16 protein-coding genes are annotated in these 15,862 nt (G+C 70.0%); 6 read left to right on the top strand and 10 right to left on the bottom strand.

Annotated elements, in window-relative coordinates; translation table 11 throughout:
- Positions 1-186: 186 nt before the first annotated feature.
- Entirely contained in the window at positions 187-1,344 is a 1,158-nt protein-coding gene (locus tag ACFTE1_RS21290; protein WP_380617684.1) for a cation diffusion facilitator family transporter, read from the bottom strand.
- Positions 1,345-1,486: 142 nt separating this feature from the next.
- Between ACFTE1_RS21290 and ACFTE1_RS21285 the strand changes: the two genes are divergently transcribed.
- Positions 1,487-2,179: an aspartate/glutamate racemase family protein gene (locus ACFTE1_RS21285; RefSeq protein ID WP_380617685.1), complete on the top strand. Its 693-nt coding sequence runs from the start codon at positions 1,487-1,489 to the stop codon at positions 2,177-2,179.
- A 216-nt stretch (positions 2,180-2,395) separates the two neighbouring features.
- Here ACFTE1_RS21285 and ACFTE1_RS21280 read toward each other — a convergent pair whose 3' ends face one another.
- From ACFTE1_RS21280 to ACFTE1_RS21255, 6 genes are all read right to left on the bottom strand, one after another.
- Positions 2,396-2,830 (bottom strand): VOC family protein, encoded by a 435-nt coding sequence (locus ACFTE1_RS21280; protein WP_380617686.1) that lies wholly within the window; start codon positions 2,828-2,830, stop codon positions 2,396-2,398.
- A gap of 141 nt (positions 2,831-2,971) precedes the next feature.
- The gene (locus tag ACFTE1_RS21275) at positions 2,972-3,811 is read right to left on the bottom strand and encodes an ECF transporter S component (protein ID WP_380617687.1); all 840 of its coding nucleotides are present in this window, start codon (positions 3,809-3,811) and stop codon (positions 2,972-2,974) included.
- Positions 3,804-5,435: an ABC transporter ATP-binding protein gene (locus ACFTE1_RS21270; protein WP_380617688.1), complete on the bottom strand. Its 1,632-nt coding sequence runs from the start codon at positions 5,433-5,435 to the stop codon at positions 3,804-3,806. Before ACFTE1_RS21270 ends, ACFTE1_RS21275 begins: the two co-directional genes overlap by 8 nt.
- Positions 5,432-6,571, bottom strand: coding sequence for an energy-coupling factor transporter transmembrane component T family protein (locus ACFTE1_RS21265; protein ID WP_380617689.1), 1,140 nt, complete (start codon positions 6,569-6,571; stop codon positions 5,432-5,434). Before ACFTE1_RS21265 ends, ACFTE1_RS21270 begins: the two co-directional genes overlap by 4 nt.
- On the bottom strand, positions 6,561-7,103 hold the full coding sequence (locus ACFTE1_RS21260) for a hypothetical protein (protein ID WP_380617690.1): 543 nt from the start codon (positions 7,101-7,103) through the stop codon (positions 6,561-6,563). The genes ACFTE1_RS21265 and ACFTE1_RS21260 overlap by 11 nt, the downstream gene beginning before the upstream one ends.
- 16 nt (positions 7,104-7,119) lie before the next feature.
- Positions 7,120-8,298, bottom strand: coding sequence for a prenyltransferase/squalene oxidase repeat-containing protein (locus ACFTE1_RS21255; protein WP_380617691.1), 1,179 nt, complete (start codon positions 8,296-8,298; stop codon positions 7,120-7,122).
- Between the two features lie 232 nt (positions 8,299-8,530).
- Between ACFTE1_RS21255 and ACFTE1_RS21250 the strand changes: the two genes are divergently transcribed.
- The gene (locus ACFTE1_RS21250; RefSeq protein ID WP_380617692.1) at positions 8,531-9,313 is read left to right on the top strand and encodes a TetR/AcrR family transcriptional regulator; all 783 of its coding nucleotides are present in this window, start codon (positions 8,531-8,533) and stop codon (positions 9,311-9,313) included.
- On the opposite strand, the gene ACFTE1_RS21245 is transcribed toward ACFTE1_RS21250, so the two are convergent.
- Positions 9,253-9,945 (bottom strand): hypothetical protein, encoded by a 693-nt coding sequence (locus tag ACFTE1_RS21245; RefSeq protein WP_380617693.1) that lies wholly within the window; start codon positions 9,943-9,945, stop codon positions 9,253-9,255. The two genes, ACFTE1_RS21250 and ACFTE1_RS21245, sit on opposite strands and share 61 nt — an antisense overlap.
- 63 nt (positions 9,946-10,008) lie before the next feature.
- Between ACFTE1_RS21245 and ACFTE1_RS21240 the strand changes: the two genes are divergently transcribed.
- Positions 10,009-10,899 (top strand): A/G-specific adenine glycosylase, encoded by an 891-nt coding sequence (locus ACFTE1_RS21240; protein ID WP_380617694.1) that lies wholly within the window; start codon positions 10,009-10,011, stop codon positions 10,897-10,899.
- Positions 10,900-11,574: 675 nt separating this feature from the next.
- On the opposite strand, the gene ACFTE1_RS21235 is transcribed toward ACFTE1_RS21240, so the two are convergent.
- Positions 11,575-12,612, bottom strand: coding sequence for an aldo/keto reductase (locus ACFTE1_RS21235; protein ID WP_380617695.1), 1,038 nt, complete (start codon positions 12,610-12,612; stop codon positions 11,575-11,577).
- A 94-nt stretch (positions 12,613-12,706) separates the two neighbouring features.
- Here ACFTE1_RS21235 and ACFTE1_RS21230 point away from each other — a divergent pair, with 94 nt between their 5' ends.
- The 3 genes from ACFTE1_RS21230 (at position 12,707) to ACFTE1_RS21220 (ending at position 13,971) form a co-directional block, all read left to right on the top strand.
- Positions 12,707-13,345 (top strand): TetR/AcrR family transcriptional regulator, encoded by a 639-nt coding sequence (locus ACFTE1_RS21230; protein ID WP_380617696.1) that lies wholly within the window; start codon positions 12,707-12,709, stop codon positions 13,343-13,345.
- Between the two features lie 66 nt (positions 13,346-13,411).
- A complete protein-coding gene (locus ACFTE1_RS21225) occupies positions 13,412-13,639 on the top strand; it encodes a hypothetical protein (protein WP_380617697.1) in 228 nt (75 codons plus the stop codon).
- 134 nt (positions 13,640-13,773) lie between these two features.
- Positions 13,774-13,971: a hypothetical protein gene (locus tag ACFTE1_RS21220; RefSeq protein WP_380617698.1), complete on the top strand. Its 198-nt coding sequence runs from the start codon at positions 13,774-13,776 to the stop codon at positions 13,969-13,971.
- A gap of 156 nt (positions 13,972-14,127) precedes the next feature.
- Here ACFTE1_RS21220 and ACFTE1_RS21215 read toward each other — a convergent pair whose 3' ends face one another.
- The gene (locus ACFTE1_RS21215) at positions 14,128-15,786 is read right to left on the bottom strand and encodes a beta-N-acetylhexosaminidase (protein WP_380617699.1); all 1,659 of its coding nucleotides are present in this window, start codon (positions 15,784-15,786) and stop codon (positions 14,128-14,130) included.
- Positions 15,787-15,862 lie beyond the last annotated feature (76 nt).

Here is a 15,862-nt window from a genome sequence, read left to right as displayed (position 1 = left end):
TGGACCTGCTTGGACGGTCTGCGCCGCCGGAATCGCAAAGGGATTCGCGCGGAAGGGAAATGCCGAGTCAAGATATGGTCGGCGCCGCCCTGAGGCCGTCATCCCCGGCGATGTTCCAGGGGACGACGCCACACTGCGACCGTCAATGACGGTGGGGTTCCAGGGACCGGCGCCGTCCTGCGACCATCAGCGCCGGTGGTGTTCCAGGGGCCGATGTACACCTTCCAGCGCCGGATCGGTGTGGATGGTGGCCCTGGACAGGTGCGGAATCTCGTGCAGCAGACGGTGTTCGGCCTCGACCGCGATGGCATGCGCGTCGGTCACCGACTGGCCGGGGTCCACGCGCAACTCGATCTCGGCGTGCAGGCGGTGCCCGACCCAGCGCATCCGCGCGGAGCCGACGTCGACCACGCCTTCAGTCTCGCGCAGGGCCTTCTCCGTGCGGTCCACGATCGCCGGGTCGACGGCGTCCATCAGCCGGTGGTAGACCTCGCGCGCGGCGTCCTTGAGCACGAAGAGGATCGCCACCGCGATGAGCAGCCCGATGACGGGATCGGCCCACCCCCATCCCAGCGCCACGCCGCCCGCGCTTGCGACGACGGCGAGCGAGGTGAATCCGTCGGTGCGGGCATGGAGGCCGTCGGCCACCAGCGCCGCCGACCCGATCCGCCGTCCGACGCGGATCCGGTAGCGGGCCACGAGCTCGTTGCCCGCGAAGCCGATGATCCCCGCGAGCGCCACGGCCCACAGGAAGTCGATGTCGGCCGGGTGGCGGAAACGGTCGATCGCGGCCCACGCGGCGGCGAAGGCCGAGACGGCGATGAAGACGACGATGATGATTCCGGCGAGGTCTTCGGCCCTTCCGAAGCCATAGGTGAAGCGGCGGGTGGCGGCCCTGCGTCCCAGGAGGAACGCGATGCCGAGCGGAATGGCGGTGAGCGCGTCGGCGACGTTGTGGAGGGTGTCTCCGAGCAGGGCGATCGATCCGGTCACGACGAATACGCCGGCCTGGGTCACGGCCGTCGCCCCGAGGAGGGCCAGGGATATCCACAGGGCCCGCAGGCCCTCGCGGCTGCCCTCCAGGGCACTGTCGACCTTGTCGGCCGAGTCGTGCGAGTGGGGACGGACGAGGTGCCCGATCCGGTGCCACAGGCCGGAGCGGTGCTCGTGGCCGTGGTCGGAACCGTGCTCATGGCGGTGGTCTGCGCCGTGACCGTGGCCGGACGTTCCGTCCTGACCGGTGCCGTGTGCGTGACTGTGGCCCGAGCCGTGCTCGGTGGTGTGTGCATGGTCCGGGCCGTCGGCGTCTTCGTGGTCGTGTCCGTGGTGTTGGTGGCCGCTCATGTCGCTCTCCTCGGTGGGCATACCTGAACCGTACCACTGAATATCGACAATGGACTATATTGCAGGTGCCATGAACTGGCAATAGACAAGTTCTGGGAATGCGGTAATGCCCATTCCCGCACAGCGGTGGGACAATCGCCCCATGAAGACGATCGGGCTCATAGGCGGCATGTCCGCCGAATCCTCCGCCGACTACTACCGCTACCTCAATCATGGCGTCAATCGGCGCCTGGGCGGCCACCACAACGCCAAGAGCGTCATGGTCACCGTCGACTTCGCCGAGATAGAGCGCCTGCAGCGGGCTGGCGAATGGGACGAGCAGGGCCGCATGCTCGCCGAGGCCGCCCGGACGCTGGAGAAGGCCGGAGCCGACTGCGCGGCGCTGTGCACCAATACGATGCACCTGGTCGCCGGGCACGTCGAAGAGGCTATCTCCATCCCGCTCGTCCACCTCGTCGACGCGACCGCCGACGCGATACGGGCGGAGGGCCTGGGGAAGGTCGCGCTGCTCGGCACCGCGTTCACCATGGAGCACGGCTTCTACCAGGACCGCATGTCGCGCCACGGGATCGAGATCCTGACGCCGGGGGAGGACGGCCGCGGAGAGGTCCACCGCGCCGTCTACGAGGAGCTGACGAGGGGCGTGGTCCTGGACGCGACGCGCGAGAGGTTCCTGGAGGTCATCGAGGGCCTGCGCGAACGCGGCGCGGAGGGCGTCATCCTGGGCTGTACGGAGATCGGCATGCTCATCAAGCCCGAGCACACCGATCTCCCCGTGTTCGACTCCGCCCTCGTCCACGCCGAGGCACTGGCCGAGTTCGCGGTGGGGACCTGACCTGAGCCGAGGCACCCTCAAGTTTCGGGGAGGGAACTTGTCCGCAGTGTTGTTCGACTTCAGGCGAGAAGCCGCCGGCCGAGTTCGCGGTCGAGGCCCGAGCCAAGGCGCTGTCGGGCTCCGGGGAGGGAACTTGTCCGCAGTGTTGTTCGGCATCAGGCAGGGAGCCGGCGGCCGTCGCGGCGGGGTCTGAGCCGCGACGGCGGGCGGGCTCCTCTACATGGCGCTGAAGTCGGGAAGCGTCAGCGTCCCGTCCGCGTTCAGCGGAATCCCGGGGTTGTGCGCGATCTCCCAGGGATAGCCCTCGGGGTCGGTGAAGACGCCCGTGTAGAAGCCCAGGGGCGACTGCCGGGCCGGCTTGGTGACCGTTCCCCCGGCGCGCTCCGCCACCGCCAGGAGTTCGTCCACCTCCCCGTCCGAGCGGACGTTGTGCGCGAGGGCGACCCCGCCGAACCCGGCGGCGCCGTCGTCGTCCAGGCCGCAGTCGGCGGCCAGCTTGTCGAGGCCCCAGAGGACGAACCCGATGCCGCCCGTCTGGAAGAAGACGGTCTCTTCGATCTCCTGGCACTGCCAGCCGAGGGCCTGGTAGAAGGCTTTGGCGCGCTCCAGGTCGCGGACTCCGAGCGTGATGAGGCTGATGCGTTGCTCCATCGGCTCAGGCTATCGTCCGGCACCGACAGGCACCCGCGTTCGAGAGACTCGACGAGGAGGCGGCGAACATGAGATACACGAGCCCGTCAAATCTAGCGTTCGAACGACTCGGCCGGGGGCCGTCGGAGTCCGGCGAGCGCCTCAGCCCTCCCACCGAGCGCGTTTGGCGGCGCGGCGGAAGATCTTCAGCAACAGCGGCCCGGCGACCGCCAGGAGGATCGTCGTCGTGACGGCCCGACCGAGGTCCCAGCCCAGGGAGGTGGCCAGGCTGTAGAGGACCAGCCGCCCGAAGTTCTCACTGAAGTCGGCGCCCGGCACGTAGGCGAGCGCGCCCGTGGTGATGGTGAACGGCCAGAACGAGAGGTTGAGCAGGAGTCCGAACACCAGCGAGACGACGATGCCGTAGAGGACGAGCATTCCCAGCTCTCCGACTCGTCCGGTCCTCGTCCGCGGCCCCGGTTCGCCCGACTCCCTCCGGGCACCGGGCAGCAGCCCCGCGCCCAGGCCGATGAAGGCTGCGGCGAACATCTGGTACGGCAGCCAGGGGCCGATCCCGCCGGTCAGGAACGCCGAGGTCAGCAGGCCCGTGGTGCCCAGGAGGAAACCGAAGGCCGGGCCGAAGACCCGCCCGGCCAGGATGATCAGGAAGAAGACCGTCTCGATGCCGCCCGCGCCGGCGCCGAAGGGGCGCACGGCCGCGACCCCGGCGGACAGCACCCCCAGCATCGCGATCGCCCGCGGGTCCAGTGCGCCCCCGGCGACCTGCGTCAGCGCCACGGCCAGGACGACCGGCAGCATGAGCGCGAAGATCCATGGCGCCGTGGCGTCCTGGGTGACGGCCGATCCGGGGGCGGCGAACAGCGGCCAGACCATGGCCGCGAGTCCGAAGACCGCCGCCATCGCCAGCACCAGCGACGGCGCGACGCCCAGTTTCGCCCCCGCTCTGGGCGAGAACCGGTGCTCCTGGAGCGGCTCACTCATCGAGGGCCGCCTCCACTTCCCCAACGGTCATCCACCCGGGCAGCACCTTGGCCACCTGGGGCGCGAACATCGGCGAGGCGCCCATCATGTCGCGGGCGGGCCCCTCGGCCACGGTCTGCCCGTCCGACAGGAGGTGCACGTGGTCGGCGAACTCGGCGATGAACTCGACGTCGTGGCTGGCAAGCAGTACTGCCCCGCCCGCGGCCGTGTGCTCGTGCAGCAGCGCCGTGAGCACTCCCTTGGCGCCGTAGTCGAGTCCCCGGGTCGGCTCGTCGAGCAGTAGGAGCGGCGGCGCGGCGGTCAGGGTCACGGCGAGCGCGAGCGCGAGCTTCTGGCCCTCGGAGAGGTCCCTGGGGCTGGCGTCCGCGGGCGGCGGGACGGCGCCCGGCTCGGCGGTCACCATCTTGTGGAAGATCTTCTCGCACGTCCCCGCCGGGGCGTCGCTGTCGCCGTCCGCCTCGGCGCACTCGGCGGCGACGCTCTCGTGGTAGAGCAGGTCGGCGGGTTCGGACGGGACGAGTCCCACGAGGGCCCGCCGCGCGGGCGGTTTGAGGTCGGCGGGGTCGGTGCCGTCGAAGGACACCCGTCCCCCGGAACGCGGTCCCGTGCCCTGGACGGCCCACAGGAGGCTGCTCTTGCCGGACCCGTTGCGGCCGGTGAGGGCCGTGCTCTGGCCGCGCCGAACCGCGAGCGAGACCTCGTCGACGGCGCGGAAGTCCTTGTAGTCGACGCAGAGGCCGTCCACCTCCGCCAGGATCGGGGCGTCCTCCGCGCGCGGGTGCGGCGGCTCGGTCCCGTCGAGGCGGTCGCGCAGCGCTTCGGCGACTCTCCTCGTGTCCCGCACCGTGACCGGCAGTCCGCCGTCCGCCTTCCTCAGGTCGGCCGCCTCCGCGAGCTTGACCACGGGAGGCGCGATGTCCGTTCCGGCGAGGGTGTCCGACAGGGCGCCCGCCACGACGGAGGTGCCGCGGATGACCAGGCCCGAGTCGGCGTACTGGATGACCCTCTCCAGGCGGTGCTCGCTGAGCAGCACCGTGATGCCCAGATCGTGGACGAGACGGTGCAGGATGCTGAGCACTTCGTCCGCGCCGGCGGGGTCGAGCGCGCTGGTCGGCTCGTCGAGCACGAGGATCCGCGGCCCGGCCGTCAGGGCCGCGCCGATCGCGACCCGCTGCCGCTGTCCGGCCGAGAGGGTGGCGAGGGTCCGGCCCCGCAGTTCGGCGAGCCCCACCAGGTCCATGATCTCGGTGAGCCTCTTGCGGATGGCCGCGGAGGGGACGGCGAGCTGCTCGGCGGTGAAGGCCAGTTCGTCGACCACGTCGTCGGTCACGAAGCCGGCCAGGGGGTCCTGGTTGACGTATCCGACGAGGTCCGCGTTCTCCGCCGGGGTCGTCGTGCGTATCTCCCTGCCGCCCACGGTCACCGACCCGGTCACGGTGCCTCCGCTGAAGTACGGGACGAGCCCGTCGACCATGCGCAGCAGCGTCGTCTTGCCCGAGCCCGTCGGGCCCGTCAGCAGGCAGAACTCCCCTTCGGGGAGGCGGAACGAGACGTCCTCGAAGACGGGGTCGCCTCCGTAGCGGAAGCCGACTCCGCGGAACTCTACGGCGGTCGGTTCGGTCACCGGGACTCCTCAGAGGCGAAGAAGGCGGGGGCGGCCGCCGTGAGCACTCCCAGCACGGCGATCAGGGCGAGCGGCGGCGGGGCAAGCTCCGGGGTGGGCCACATCTGCGAGGGGGAGATGACGTTGTTGGCGATGCCTCCGGCCAGGGCGACGGCTCCGGAGGCGAGGACGGCCCAGTCGACCGGGCGGAACCGGTCGCGGCGGTAGCGCGTGTGCCGGAATCTCCGGGAGGCCGCCCGCACGGCGGTGACGCCCACGGCGGCGCCGGCGAAGAGCATCCCCCACGTCCAAAGCGCCGATTCGTACGTCAGGAGCCCGTAGGCCCCCACGAGGATCCCGGTCAGGGCGATCATGCTGAGGCCGGCCACCGTGCGCCTGTTGCGCGGGTCGACGGCCGTGGCGCGCCCGTACCCGCGGCTGGCCATGGAGGCCGCCAGGTCGAGCGACCGGTCCAGGGCGTCGGTCAGGACCGGGGCGAGCACCGTCCTCATGAACACGATGGGTCCCTTCTTCCTGCTGCCCCGCAGCTCCTTCGCCCGCCGGATGCGCTTGACGGCGCTCACCAGCTGCGGGATCAGGGCGAGGGCCACGACCACGGCGAGCGCGATCTCGTAGAGGGCGGTCGGCAGGCTCCGCAGCAGCCTCCTGGGGCTGGCCAGGGCGTTGGCCGCGCCCACGCAGATCAGCAGGGTCGCCAGTCGGAGGCCGTCGTAGAGGGCCGCGAGCGCGCCCTCGGCGGTGACCCTGCCGCCCACGCTCAGGCCGGTGTCGCCGATGTTCCACTGCGGCAGGGTGAACAGGACGGTCGTCCCCTCGGTCCCGCCGAACAGGAAGTAGAAGACGAAGCGGATGCCGACGACGGTCAGGCCGATGGCCAGGAAGACGCGCCAGGCGCCCGACCAGGGCTCGTCGCCGCGGCAGGCGGCCACGACGAGGCCGGTGACGGCGACGATGAGGAGGTTCGTCCAGGGATTGTGGCTGAGGGCGGTCACCGTCGCGAGGGCTATGGCCCATCCCCACCAGGCGGCCGGGTGGACGCTCCTCTTCCCCCGGGCGCCGTGCGGTCGGCGGGGGCCGTGGGGCCTCGGACGGAGTTCGCCGTGCCCGGGGCGGACGCGTACGGCGTCAGTCGGCATTGCGGCGGCGGACGACGATGGCGGCCGCGGCGACCAGGACGATGAGGACGGGTGCCGCGATCCACCAGTAGCCGTCGGCCTTCTCGTCGGACCGCTCGCCGACCGGGGCCGCCGCCGGGGGCCGGCTCGGCTCTGTCTCGCCGTCGCCGAACGTCCAGCCCTGGCTGGAGCCGGGGCCCGGCCTCGCCTGGGAGGGGCCGGCCTGGGCGTAGGTCCAGTCCTCGTCGCCCTCGCCGGCCGTCCAGTACGACCAGTACTCGTCCTGCGAGGGGGTCGCCGCGCAGGAGGTCTCGGGCCGTTCGTCGATGCGGCAGACCATGCCGGCCTGGCCGTTGACCTCGGTGACGGTGAAGCCCGCCTGGGTGAGCGCCTCGAGTCCGTTGCCCGGGTCGTCGGCGCAGCCGCTCGCGGTCGTGCCGTCGGGGAAGTCGACCACGACGGTCACTCCTGTGCAGGCCTGCTCTTCCGCGGCGGCGGGGAGCGGGGCGGCCACGGCGAGGGCCGCGGCCGTCAGCGCCGTCTGGAACACCATGGTCCGCCCCATAATCCTATTTCTCCGCGTGGTGGCGCTTGCTGCGCACTACGGCGAACGCGATGACCGCGCCGATGACGACGATGGCCCCGGTGATCGCCCACGGGAGCCAGGTGGCGGTCTTCTCGGCCGCCTCGGACTCCTCGGTGCCGCCGTCGGCCCGGCACTCGACGTCCGGGATTCCGCTCTCCATGGCGGAGGCGTCCAGGTCGACGTAGTTCTGGCCCGACAGGGGGACCAGGGACTGCGCGGTGGCGAGGACGCGCGGCTCCTCGCCGAACTCCTCGTTCTCCTCGGCCTGGTACTTGACGGCGCCCTCTCCGTCCTCGCCGCAGCCCAGCTGCAGCGTCAGGAGGAAGGACACGGCCTTCTCGGCCTCTTCGCGGTGCTCGCCCTGGAGGAGCGCCTGCGCGGCGACCGCCGTCGAGTTGGCGTCGCCCGCGGTGTCCTCGCTGCCGTCGGCGTTGTAGGAGCCGTCCTCGGCCTGGTTGTCCAGCAGCCACTGGACGGCCTTCTCCTTCGCGGCCGCCGCGTCGTCGCCGCCGATCACGGTCAGGGCCGACACGACGGTGCCGGTGATGTCGGGGGTCCCGGCGCAGTCCGGTCCGCCCTGCCAGCTGAAGCTGCCGTCCTCGCACTGGATTCCGGCGAGGGCGGTGCCGGTCTCCTCGTCGATCTCCTCGCCGGCCCGGTCCAGTCCGAGCACGGCCCAGGCGGTGGCCAGGGAGGAGTCGGTGGTTCCGTACAGGCCGCCGTCGGCCTTGGTGTCCGCCAGGTCCTTCTTGAGGTCGCGCTCGGCGAACTGGGACGAGTCTCCGCCCGAGGTCTCGATCGCGTAGACGAGCTTCCCGGCGCTGCCGGCGTTCATGTCGTCGCCGTCCTCGCCGCTGAAGAGGTAGCCGTCGAGGACGTCCTTGTCGCTGAACCACTGCAGCGATCCCTCGACGCGGTCTCCTCCGACGCCGGCGGCCATGAAGCCGATGGCGGCGTCCAGGGTGGTGCCCTCGCTGGGCTGTCCGCCGTTCATCCAGTAGTCGCCCTCGGCCTGTTCCGCCAGCCAGGACGCGGCGGCGTCCTTCGGAGAGTCGAAGACCTCCTCGTCCTGGGCGTGGGCGGTAGCGGGCGCGAGGACCGCGAGCGGGCTCAGGGCCAGCACGGCCAGCCCGCGTCGCCACAGGCGCGGTTCAATCTGCATGTCACGGTACCTTTCTGTCCGAACCACCTATTGAGCCTACCGGAGGCGGTGGGTCACAGACGTCCATCCCGAGCGGCCGTGCCGCTTTTCCGGTCACTCCGCTCCCGGACCCCATTCTCGCACCGGTTTCGGCCCCGGACACCGTCCGCCCGGGCGCTCCCCCACCGTACGGCCTATTCGGAGCCCCCATACGCGCCTTGACCGGGCGCGTACGGGTAGATACCGTTCAAACATGAAGCAAGCAAACATAATCAAGCCGCGGAATCCCGACGAATGGCGGATTCTCAAAGCGGCCGCCGAGACTTTTCTGGAGAAGGGGTTCACGGCCACCACCATGACCGACCTCGTCGCCTCCACCGGCCTCAACCGGGCCACGCTCTACTCCGGCTACGGCTCCAAGCACCAGATCTACATCCAGGCCATGGAGCACCTCCAGTTCGACTCCAGACCCCGGTGGGAGGCCGTCCTCTCCCTCGAGCCCGGCCCGGCCCACTCGCTCGCCTCGATCCTCTCCGCCCTGCTCGACCTCGCCCCGAAGATGTCCGACGGGGAGTTCTTCACCCGCGCCGCCGTGGAACTCGGCGATGACCCCGCCACCGCGCGCCGCATCGCCTCCTACTGGGACCACATGAAGGCGGACCTCACCGAACTGTTCAAGCGCGCCCAGAACTCCGGACAACTCCCCGAGAACCGCCGCCCCGAAGCCGCCGCCGCGCTGATCGTCACGCTCGTCCAGGGCCGCTACGTCGCCGGCGCCATCGACCCCGAGCACCGCGACGAGGACCAGGCGCAGCTCGGAAAGGCCCTGGCGGACCTGCTGTTAGAAGCGGTAACGCCCGTCGCGGGCAGAGGGGCGGGGCGTCGGCGCGCTTCCTGTCATAAGCCGCCCGAGGCTCCCGTTCCAGGTAGGGAGGACGGACCGGCCCAGTCGGCCGGAGAGTCGCCCGGCAGAGGTCACTTGAGGCGCAGGCCGGCGTCGGCCTCGCTCTCCCCCACCGCGGCCACCAGGTCGTAGTCACCGGCGGGAAGCTCCCGCCTCTCGCCCTCGCACGCCTCGTCACTGGCCTTCGCGGCGAAGTCGAACTCCACCGTCTCGCCGTCGCCGGGCTTCAGCACCGCCGTCCCCTCCGGCTCGTCGCCGCAGTGGTCGGAGGCGTAGACGATGTCGTTTCCATTGCGGGCCTGCAGAACCACCCGGTCCCACCGGATCTCGCAATCGGCCCGTTCCTCGTTGACCACCAGGACGCTGACGGGGACGGTGGTCCCCACATAGGCCTCCCGCAGCGCGGAGACGACCTGCAGGCGGACGCCGTCCTGTTCGCAGGGCTCCGGCTCCGCGGGGGACTCGCTCTCCTCCGGTTCCGGTTCCGGAGACTCCTCCGACCGGTGGGCCTGCGGCTGGGCCAGTTCGAGGTCCCGATCCTCCAGGGGGCGTTTGGTGGCGGTCGGATTCACGGGGCGGACGTGCTCGGGGTCGTCGACCGACGCCTGCTCCAGCGGCGCGGTCACCTTGTACACAGTGGCGGCGATGATGGCCACGGCCGCCACCATGCCGAGGACCATGGCCCGCCGCGCCCAGTAGGTGCCGGGCGTCTCTCCGCCCCGGCCGACCGCGGCGGCCGACACTTTCTTCCACCACTCCCGCATACCGCGTGACGGTATAACATTGCGCTGCACATCGCAGGAATTTCACGAAGGCGAGAGGGGCCCATGCCGAACAATCCGCCGAACGAGGGACTCGTCACCGTCCTCCCCAAGCGGCTCCTGCCGTGGTTCGACGCCCACAACCGCACCGAACTGCCCTGGCGGCGACCGGAAACGACGCCGTGGGGCGTGCTCGTCTCCGAGGTGATGAGCCAGCAGACCCCCGTGTCCCGCGTCGCACCCCTGTGGGAGGCGTGGATGGAGCGCTGGCCGAGCCCCGCCGACGTCGCCGACGCGGCCGGGCCGGACATCCTCACCATGTGGGGGCGCCTGGGCTATCCGCGCCGCGCCATGCGCCTGCGCGAGTGCGCCCAGGCCATCGCCGAGAAACACGGCAACGAGGTGCCCCGCGACCTGGACGAGCTCCGGGCGCTGCCGGGCATCGGCGTCTACACCGCCGCAGCCGTCGCGGTCTTCGCCTACGGGCACCGGCACCCCGTCGTCGACACCAACGTCCGGCGCGTCGTCGCCCGCCTCTCCGGGAAACCCGACTCGGGCACCGCGACCTCCCAGGCCGACCTCGACGCCTGCGAGGCCCTCCTGCCCGAGGACCAGGCGACCGCCGCCCGGCTCTCAATCGCGCTGATGGAGTTGGGCTCGCTCGTCTGCAAGGCCCGCGAGGCCGACTGCGCCTCCTGCCCCGTCGTCGACGTCTGCGGATTCGCCTACCAGGACATCCCGGAGGGACCGTCGCGGAAACGCCAGAAGTACACGGGAACCAACCGGCACGTGCGCGGGAACATCATCGAGCTGCTGCGCCAGAAGGCGCCCCGGCCCCGCTCGGAGATCGACCTCGCTTGGAAGGACGCGGCCATGGTCAACGAGGCCCTGGCCCAGCTCCTCCACGAGGGGTTGGTGGAGACCGACGAGACGGGCCTCTTCCAACTGGGGGCCTGACCGGGATCCGGCGGGGCCGGCGGGAACCGGTGAAGAACCGGTGGGATTGCTGCGGGCCCCGGTGTGGAACCGGCGGGATTAGCGCAGGCCCCGGCGGGGAACCGGCGGGACGCGTGCGAGCCCCATAGATTCGTACGGGTCGCAGGGCATCGGCGGGTGAGTGTTCCCGCCTCAAGACGGCGAGAACCGCGAACGAGCGGAGGCCCTCGGCGTCCCGCGAATGAGCAGCTGCCCGCCCTGAGCGCAAAAGAAGGCCGCTGGAGGGTGGCGCCTCTCCAACGGCTTCTTTCTGTTCGGCTGCTACCTGGCATTTCCCCCGTGATAGGCCAAGCGGCAATCATCTTGTCCGGCGGCAGTCACCACGGTCAACCCGACTCGTGGTGGCGCCGGTCGGGTTGTCGTGTCTCGCCAGACTGCCCCGGCAGAGATGACTGGTTTTTCGATCCAGCTCCGGTATGAGAACGGGCCCCAGACTCAGCCCGCCCGGTATGGACTGGAACGGTCTCCCCAATGGGATGACCCCAACCGAACACTGTTAAGTTCTTCTATTGCACGAGAATACCACCGGAGAGTGACAGCGTCACTACTTCATGAGATTAATTCGTTCCTATCTCGCCGCGTCTTGCCTGGTAGATTGCGTATTCTGGGTGCGTCTGTCCCGTCCGTCGGAATCGCTCACCCGAACAGCGGCGGGCTCACGCGGCGGAACCCGTCCTGAATGGAGTAGACCGAGGCCGGGTAAGGCGCCTGCGACGCGCTCGCCTCGTCGAGTCTCCCGATCTGGTCCGCGGTGAGGCTCCAGCCGACGGCCCCGAGATTGTCGCGCAGCTGCCGCTCGGTTCGCGCGCCGATCATCACGCCGGCGACTGTGGGACGGCCGGTCAGCCAGTTGATCGCCACCTGCGGAACGCTCTTCCCGGCCTCCTCGGCGACCTCCAGCAGGACGTCGACCACGTCGTAGAGGCGCTCCTGGTCGACGTGCGGGCTCATGTCCGCGGTCCGGTGCAGGCGGCTGGTCTCCGGCAATGGCGCGTCGCGTCGGACCGCGCCGGTCAGGCGCCCCCACCCCAGCGGGCTCCACACCAGTGTTCCCATCTCCTGGTCGAGCCCGAGCGGCATGAGCTCCCACTCGAAGTCGCGGCCGATCAGCGAGTAGTAGGCCTGGTTCGCGACGGGCCGGACCAGGCCGCGGTTCTCGGCGGTGCCGATCATGCGCATCAGCTGCCAGCCGGCGTAGTTGGAGACGCCGATGTAGCGGATCTTGCCCTGGCGGACGAAGGAGTCGAGTGTCTCCAGGGTCTCCTCGACGGGGGTGAACGCGTCGAAGGCGTGGAGCTGGTAGAGGTCGATGTGGTCGGTGCGCAGCCGGCGCAACGAACCCTCCACGGCCTTCGTCAGCCAGCGGCGGGAGGACCCGGCGTCGGCGGGGTCGCTCACGAAGGGGAGCCCGCCCTTGGTCGAGACGATCGCGCGGTCGCGACGGCCTTTGAGGGCCTCCCCGAGGACCTCCTCCGCCGCGCCGTCGGAGTAGACGTCGGCGCTGTCGAAGAGGTTCGCCCCGGCGTCGAGGCTGATGTCGATCATGCGCCGGGCGCCCTGGACGTCGGTGTCGCCCCACTCCTTGAAGAAGTCGTTCTTGCCGGCGAAGGTGGCCGTGCCGAGTCCGAGGACGGGGACGAAGAGGCCGGAGCGGCCGAGCCTGCGGGTTTCCATCTCTGAATACCTCCACTAACGGTATACTTGTTTCATTAAGCTCTGGTGCTACTGTAGCACCGAATGACCTATTAATGAAACTGGAGTACCGTTAATGCCTCAGGAACGCCCTCGTCCAGGGAAGACGCGCCCCGGCGGCAGGACGGCGGCCACCCGACGGGCCGTCCTCGACGCCACCTCCGAGATTCTCGTCGAGTCCGGCTTCTCCCACCTCGACCTGGCAGCGGTGGCCGAACGGGCCGGCGTGGGGAGGACGACCGTCTACCGGCGTTGGGGCAGCGCTGCGGGGTTGGCCGAGGACCTGCTCGAGGACATGGCGGAGACGTCACTCGGGCGAACGCGTCTAGGGGACGTTGACCGGGATCTCGAGGAGTGCGCGCTGCTGGTGCGCAAGACGCTCGCGGACCCGCGCCAGGGGCGCCTGTTCCGCTCGCTTATCGCGGCGTCGGTATGCAGCGAGGAGACCGCGGAGGCGTTGCACCGCTTCTACGCCAAGCGAGTCGGCGAATGGACGCCTTGCGTCCACGAGGCGGTCGAGCGCGGCGAACTGCCCGGCGAGGTAAGCCCGGAGCGCTTGGTGCGCACCGTGAGCGCGCCGCTGTACTACCAGTTCCTGACGACTCCGGTGGAGCTGACCGAGGAGGACGCTGTCGAGGCCGCGCAGCAGGCGCTGGCCCTGGCCAGGGCGGGCCTGTTGAACCGCCCCTGGACGGATGAGGGCCCCGGCGTCTAGTACATCCGGGGCGACCCGGAATGTCGTTGCGCCGAACCGTGCTCGAGCGGTCCTAGGATCACCGCCATGGAAGAAACACCATCGAACGGACACAGCATCTTTCTCTCCGAGGCGGCCGATCTCTTCGAGAACCTGGGCAGCATCGACCACTACGACTACTCGATACGCCTGCGGATCTCCGAGTTCTACGCGGACGTCTACTTCAGCCGGCCCATCACGGCCGAAGTCGTCGACGAGGCTTTCGCGAAGCTGAGGGAAGTGATTCTGCTCAGCGCCGGGGCACCGGGCCACTGATCCTCGACAGAGACGGCGCGGCAAGCACAATCGCGGGCGTGTCGCAACCGGTTCGCGGAAACCTCCTCCCTTACAGTGAGAATCGGCCGCCGCTGTGAGGTGGTCACCTTCTCGCGAGAGGGAGGAGGTGAAATATGAATAGTGGGAAGAACGACGAGATCAAACTGATCGCTGAGTTGTCCGAGAGGGGTTACCTCGTCTACATCTGGTACGGCTTGATGATAGTCGTCGGAGGGGACGAGAAGCTCGACATCGGATGGGCAGGAGTAAAGCCCGACGACTCCCGACGGTTCGAGGAACTCGCCGAGGGCCTTCGGGCCCAATTCAAATAACCGCTAGTCATACTAGCCTCGCCGTCGGGGTCCGTCAAGGATTCCGGCGGCGCGGCGGCCATCGATACCCCTGCTCATCAGGGATAAGGCATGAAAAGGCCGCGCGGGTCGCAGCTCCCGCGCGGCCTACCGGTAGGACGGCCTGTGCCCGACGCTCTACTCGTCGGCGGTGTAGACGAACTTCTCCTCGTCCAGTTCCATCTCCTTATAGGTGCGGTCCCAGCGCTTGCGCACGCCGCTGCCGCCCTGCTGCCACGCCTTGGGCCCCTCCAGCGGACGGTAGTTCACGCCCTGGGCCTCGAGCCGGTCGACGTGCTCCCCGGCGATGCGCTCCCCGACCGGACGCTCCGCACGAGCGTCCATGGTGCTCCAGGAGGCGTCGGCGAAGGCCGCCAGGCGCGGGAACATCGCGTACTCGGCGTCGCGCCCGGTCGGCAGGTACTCGGCCCACAGCTGGCACTGGGCGCCGAGGATCTGGCCGTCTTCCAGCCCGTCGGGGACGGGGTCCCACCCGGCGATCTTGTCCACGCTCGTCTGCCCGTGGATACGCAGGGGCTCGCGCGGGTCCTCGGACTCGTAGTGGTCGAGGTAGGTGTAGGGCTCCGGCGCGACGATGGCGTCGTGCCCCTGGCCGACGGCGCGGACGGCATAGCCCTCGTTGCGCCACACGGTGACGATCGTGTCGGACGGCGCCCCCGCTCCGAGCACCTCGTCCCAGCCGGCGATGCGGCGCCCGTACTGGGAGAGCTGCTCGGCGAAGGCGTTGGCGAACCAGCCCTGGATCTGGCGCGGGTTGTCGAAGCCCTGCTCCGCCATGAGGGAGGCGGCCGTGGGCGAGGCCGCCCACTGGTCGAGCGGCACCTCGTCGCCGCCGATGTGGATGACCGGCGAGTCGAAGACGTCGGCCACCACGGCGAAGACGTCCTCGGTGAACTTGAGGGTCTCGGCGGTGGGCTCCAGGACGTCGAAGAAGACGCCGAAGCTCGTGGCGACGGGAAGGGTCTCGCCGGTGCCGAGCTCGGGGTAGGCGGCGAGGACGGCGCGCGTGTGCCCGGGCAGGTTGATCTCCGGCACCACGGTCACATGGCGGGCGCGCCCGTAGGCGACGACCTCGCGCATGTCGTCGAGGGTGTAGTACCCGCCGTGGGGCGTGCCGTCGCCCGGCCCTTCCAAGAGGGCGTGCCCGGTGACCGTCTCGGTCCTCCAGGCCGCCACCTCGGTCAGGCGCGGGCGCGACGGCACTTCGAGGCGCCAGCCTTGGTCGTCGGTGAGGTGCAGCTGGACGATGTTCAGCTTGTGCTCCCACGCGTGGTCGATGGCGTCCAAGAGGAAGCTCTTGGGACGGAAGTGGCGGACGGCGTCGACCATGACTCCGCGCCAGCGCAGCCGGGGCTCGTCGCGGATCGCGACGTACGGCAGCGAGGCGTCCGCCGCGCCGGCCTTGCGGTAGGCCTCGGCGGGGAGGAGCTGGCGGAGGGTGGCCGCGCCGCGCGAGACGCCGGCGGGCGTGGCGCCGGAGATCGTCACGCCCGAGGCGTCGACGGTGAGGTCGTAACGCTCGTCGGCGGTCTCGGTGAGGCGGTCGGGGTCGAGGCCGCGCTCGGAGCTGAGGGCGAGGGGGGTGGACCCGGCCGGGGCGGTCTCGACGACGGGCAGGTAGTGGCCGGTGCCGGCGTGGATCAGGTGCGACAGGAGGACGCCGGTCTCGCGGTCGCGAGGGGCGGCCACGATCTCGGTGAGTGACCCGACGGGAAGGTCGCCCGCGGACTCTCGGATCTCCTTGGGCTGTGGGATGACATTGATTCGCCGCTGCATCCGGGGCTCCTAGAGGATAGACAAAATTTATTTAGTGTACTTTCTTTAGCATAACCCCGTCTTCCCGCCTTTCTCC

Source organism: Salininema proteolyticum, from assembly GCF_042685645.1.
Lineage (GTDB): Bacteria > Actinomycetota > Actinomycetes > Mycobacteriales > Micromonosporaceae > Salininema > Salininema proteolyticum.
This window is presented reverse-complemented; position numbering and strand designations above follow the sequence as displayed.

What these genes read in the sequence shown, in the direction of transcription:
- ACFTE1_RS21290 (WP_380617684.1), bottom strand. Translation starts at nt 1,344, where the DNA reads ATGAGCGGCCACCAACACCACGGACACGACCACGAAGACGCCGACGGC.
- ACFTE1_RS21285 (WP_380617685.1), top strand. Translation starts at nt 1,487, where the DNA reads ATGAAGACGATCGGGCTCATAGGCGGCATGTCCGCCGAATCCTCCGCC.
- ACFTE1_RS21280 (WP_380617686.1), bottom strand. Translation starts at nt 2,830, where the DNA reads ATGGAGCAACGCATCAGCCTCATCACGCTCGGAGTCCGCGACCTGGAG.
- ACFTE1_RS21275 (WP_380617687.1), bottom strand. Translation starts at nt 3,811, where the DNA reads ATGAGTGAGCCGCTCCAGGAGCACCGGTTCTCGCCCAGAGCGGGGGCG.
- ACFTE1_RS21265 (WP_380617689.1), bottom strand. Translation starts at nt 6,571, where the DNA reads ATGCCGACTGACGCCGTACGCGTCCGCCCCGGGCACGGCGAACTCCGT.
- ACFTE1_RS21260 (WP_380617690.1), bottom strand. Translation starts at nt 7,103, where the DNA reads ATGGTGTTCCAGACGGCGCTGACGGCCGCGGCCCTCGCCGTGGCCGCC.
- ACFTE1_RS21255 (WP_380617691.1), bottom strand. Translation starts at nt 8,298, where the DNA reads ATGCAGATTGAACCGCGCCTGTGGCGACGCGGGCTGGCCGTGCTGGCC.
- ACFTE1_RS21250 (WP_380617692.1), top strand. Translation starts at nt 8,531, where the DNA reads ATGAAGCAAGCAAACATAATCAAGCCGCGGAATCCCGACGAATGGCGG.
- ACFTE1_RS21245 (WP_380617693.1), bottom strand. Translation starts at nt 9,945, where the DNA reads ATGCGGGAGTGGTGGAAGAAAGTGTCGGCCGCCGCGGTCGGCCGGGGC.
- ACFTE1_RS21240 (WP_380617694.1), top strand. Translation starts at nt 10,009, where the DNA reads ATGCCGAACAATCCGCCGAACGAGGGACTCGTCACCGTCCTCCCCAAG.
- ACFTE1_RS21235 (WP_380617695.1), bottom strand. Translation starts at nt 12,612, where the DNA reads ATGGAAACCCGCAGGCTCGGCCGCTCCGGCCTCTTCGTCCCCGTCCTC.
- ACFTE1_RS21230 (WP_380617696.1), top strand. Translation starts at nt 12,707, where the DNA reads ATGCCTCAGGAACGCCCTCGTCCAGGGAAGACGCGCCCCGGCGGCAGG.
- ACFTE1_RS21225 (WP_380617697.1), top strand. Translation starts at nt 13,412, where the DNA reads ATGGAAGAAACACCATCGAACGGACACAGCATCTTTCTCTCCGAGGCG.
- ACFTE1_RS21220 (WP_380617698.1), top strand. Translation starts at nt 13,774, where the DNA reads ATGAATAGTGGGAAGAACGACGAGATCAAACTGATCGCTGAGTTGTCC.
- ACFTE1_RS21215 (WP_380617699.1), bottom strand. Translation starts at nt 15,786, where the DNA reads ATGCAGCGGCGAATCAATGTCATCCCACAGCCCAAGGAGATCCGAGAG.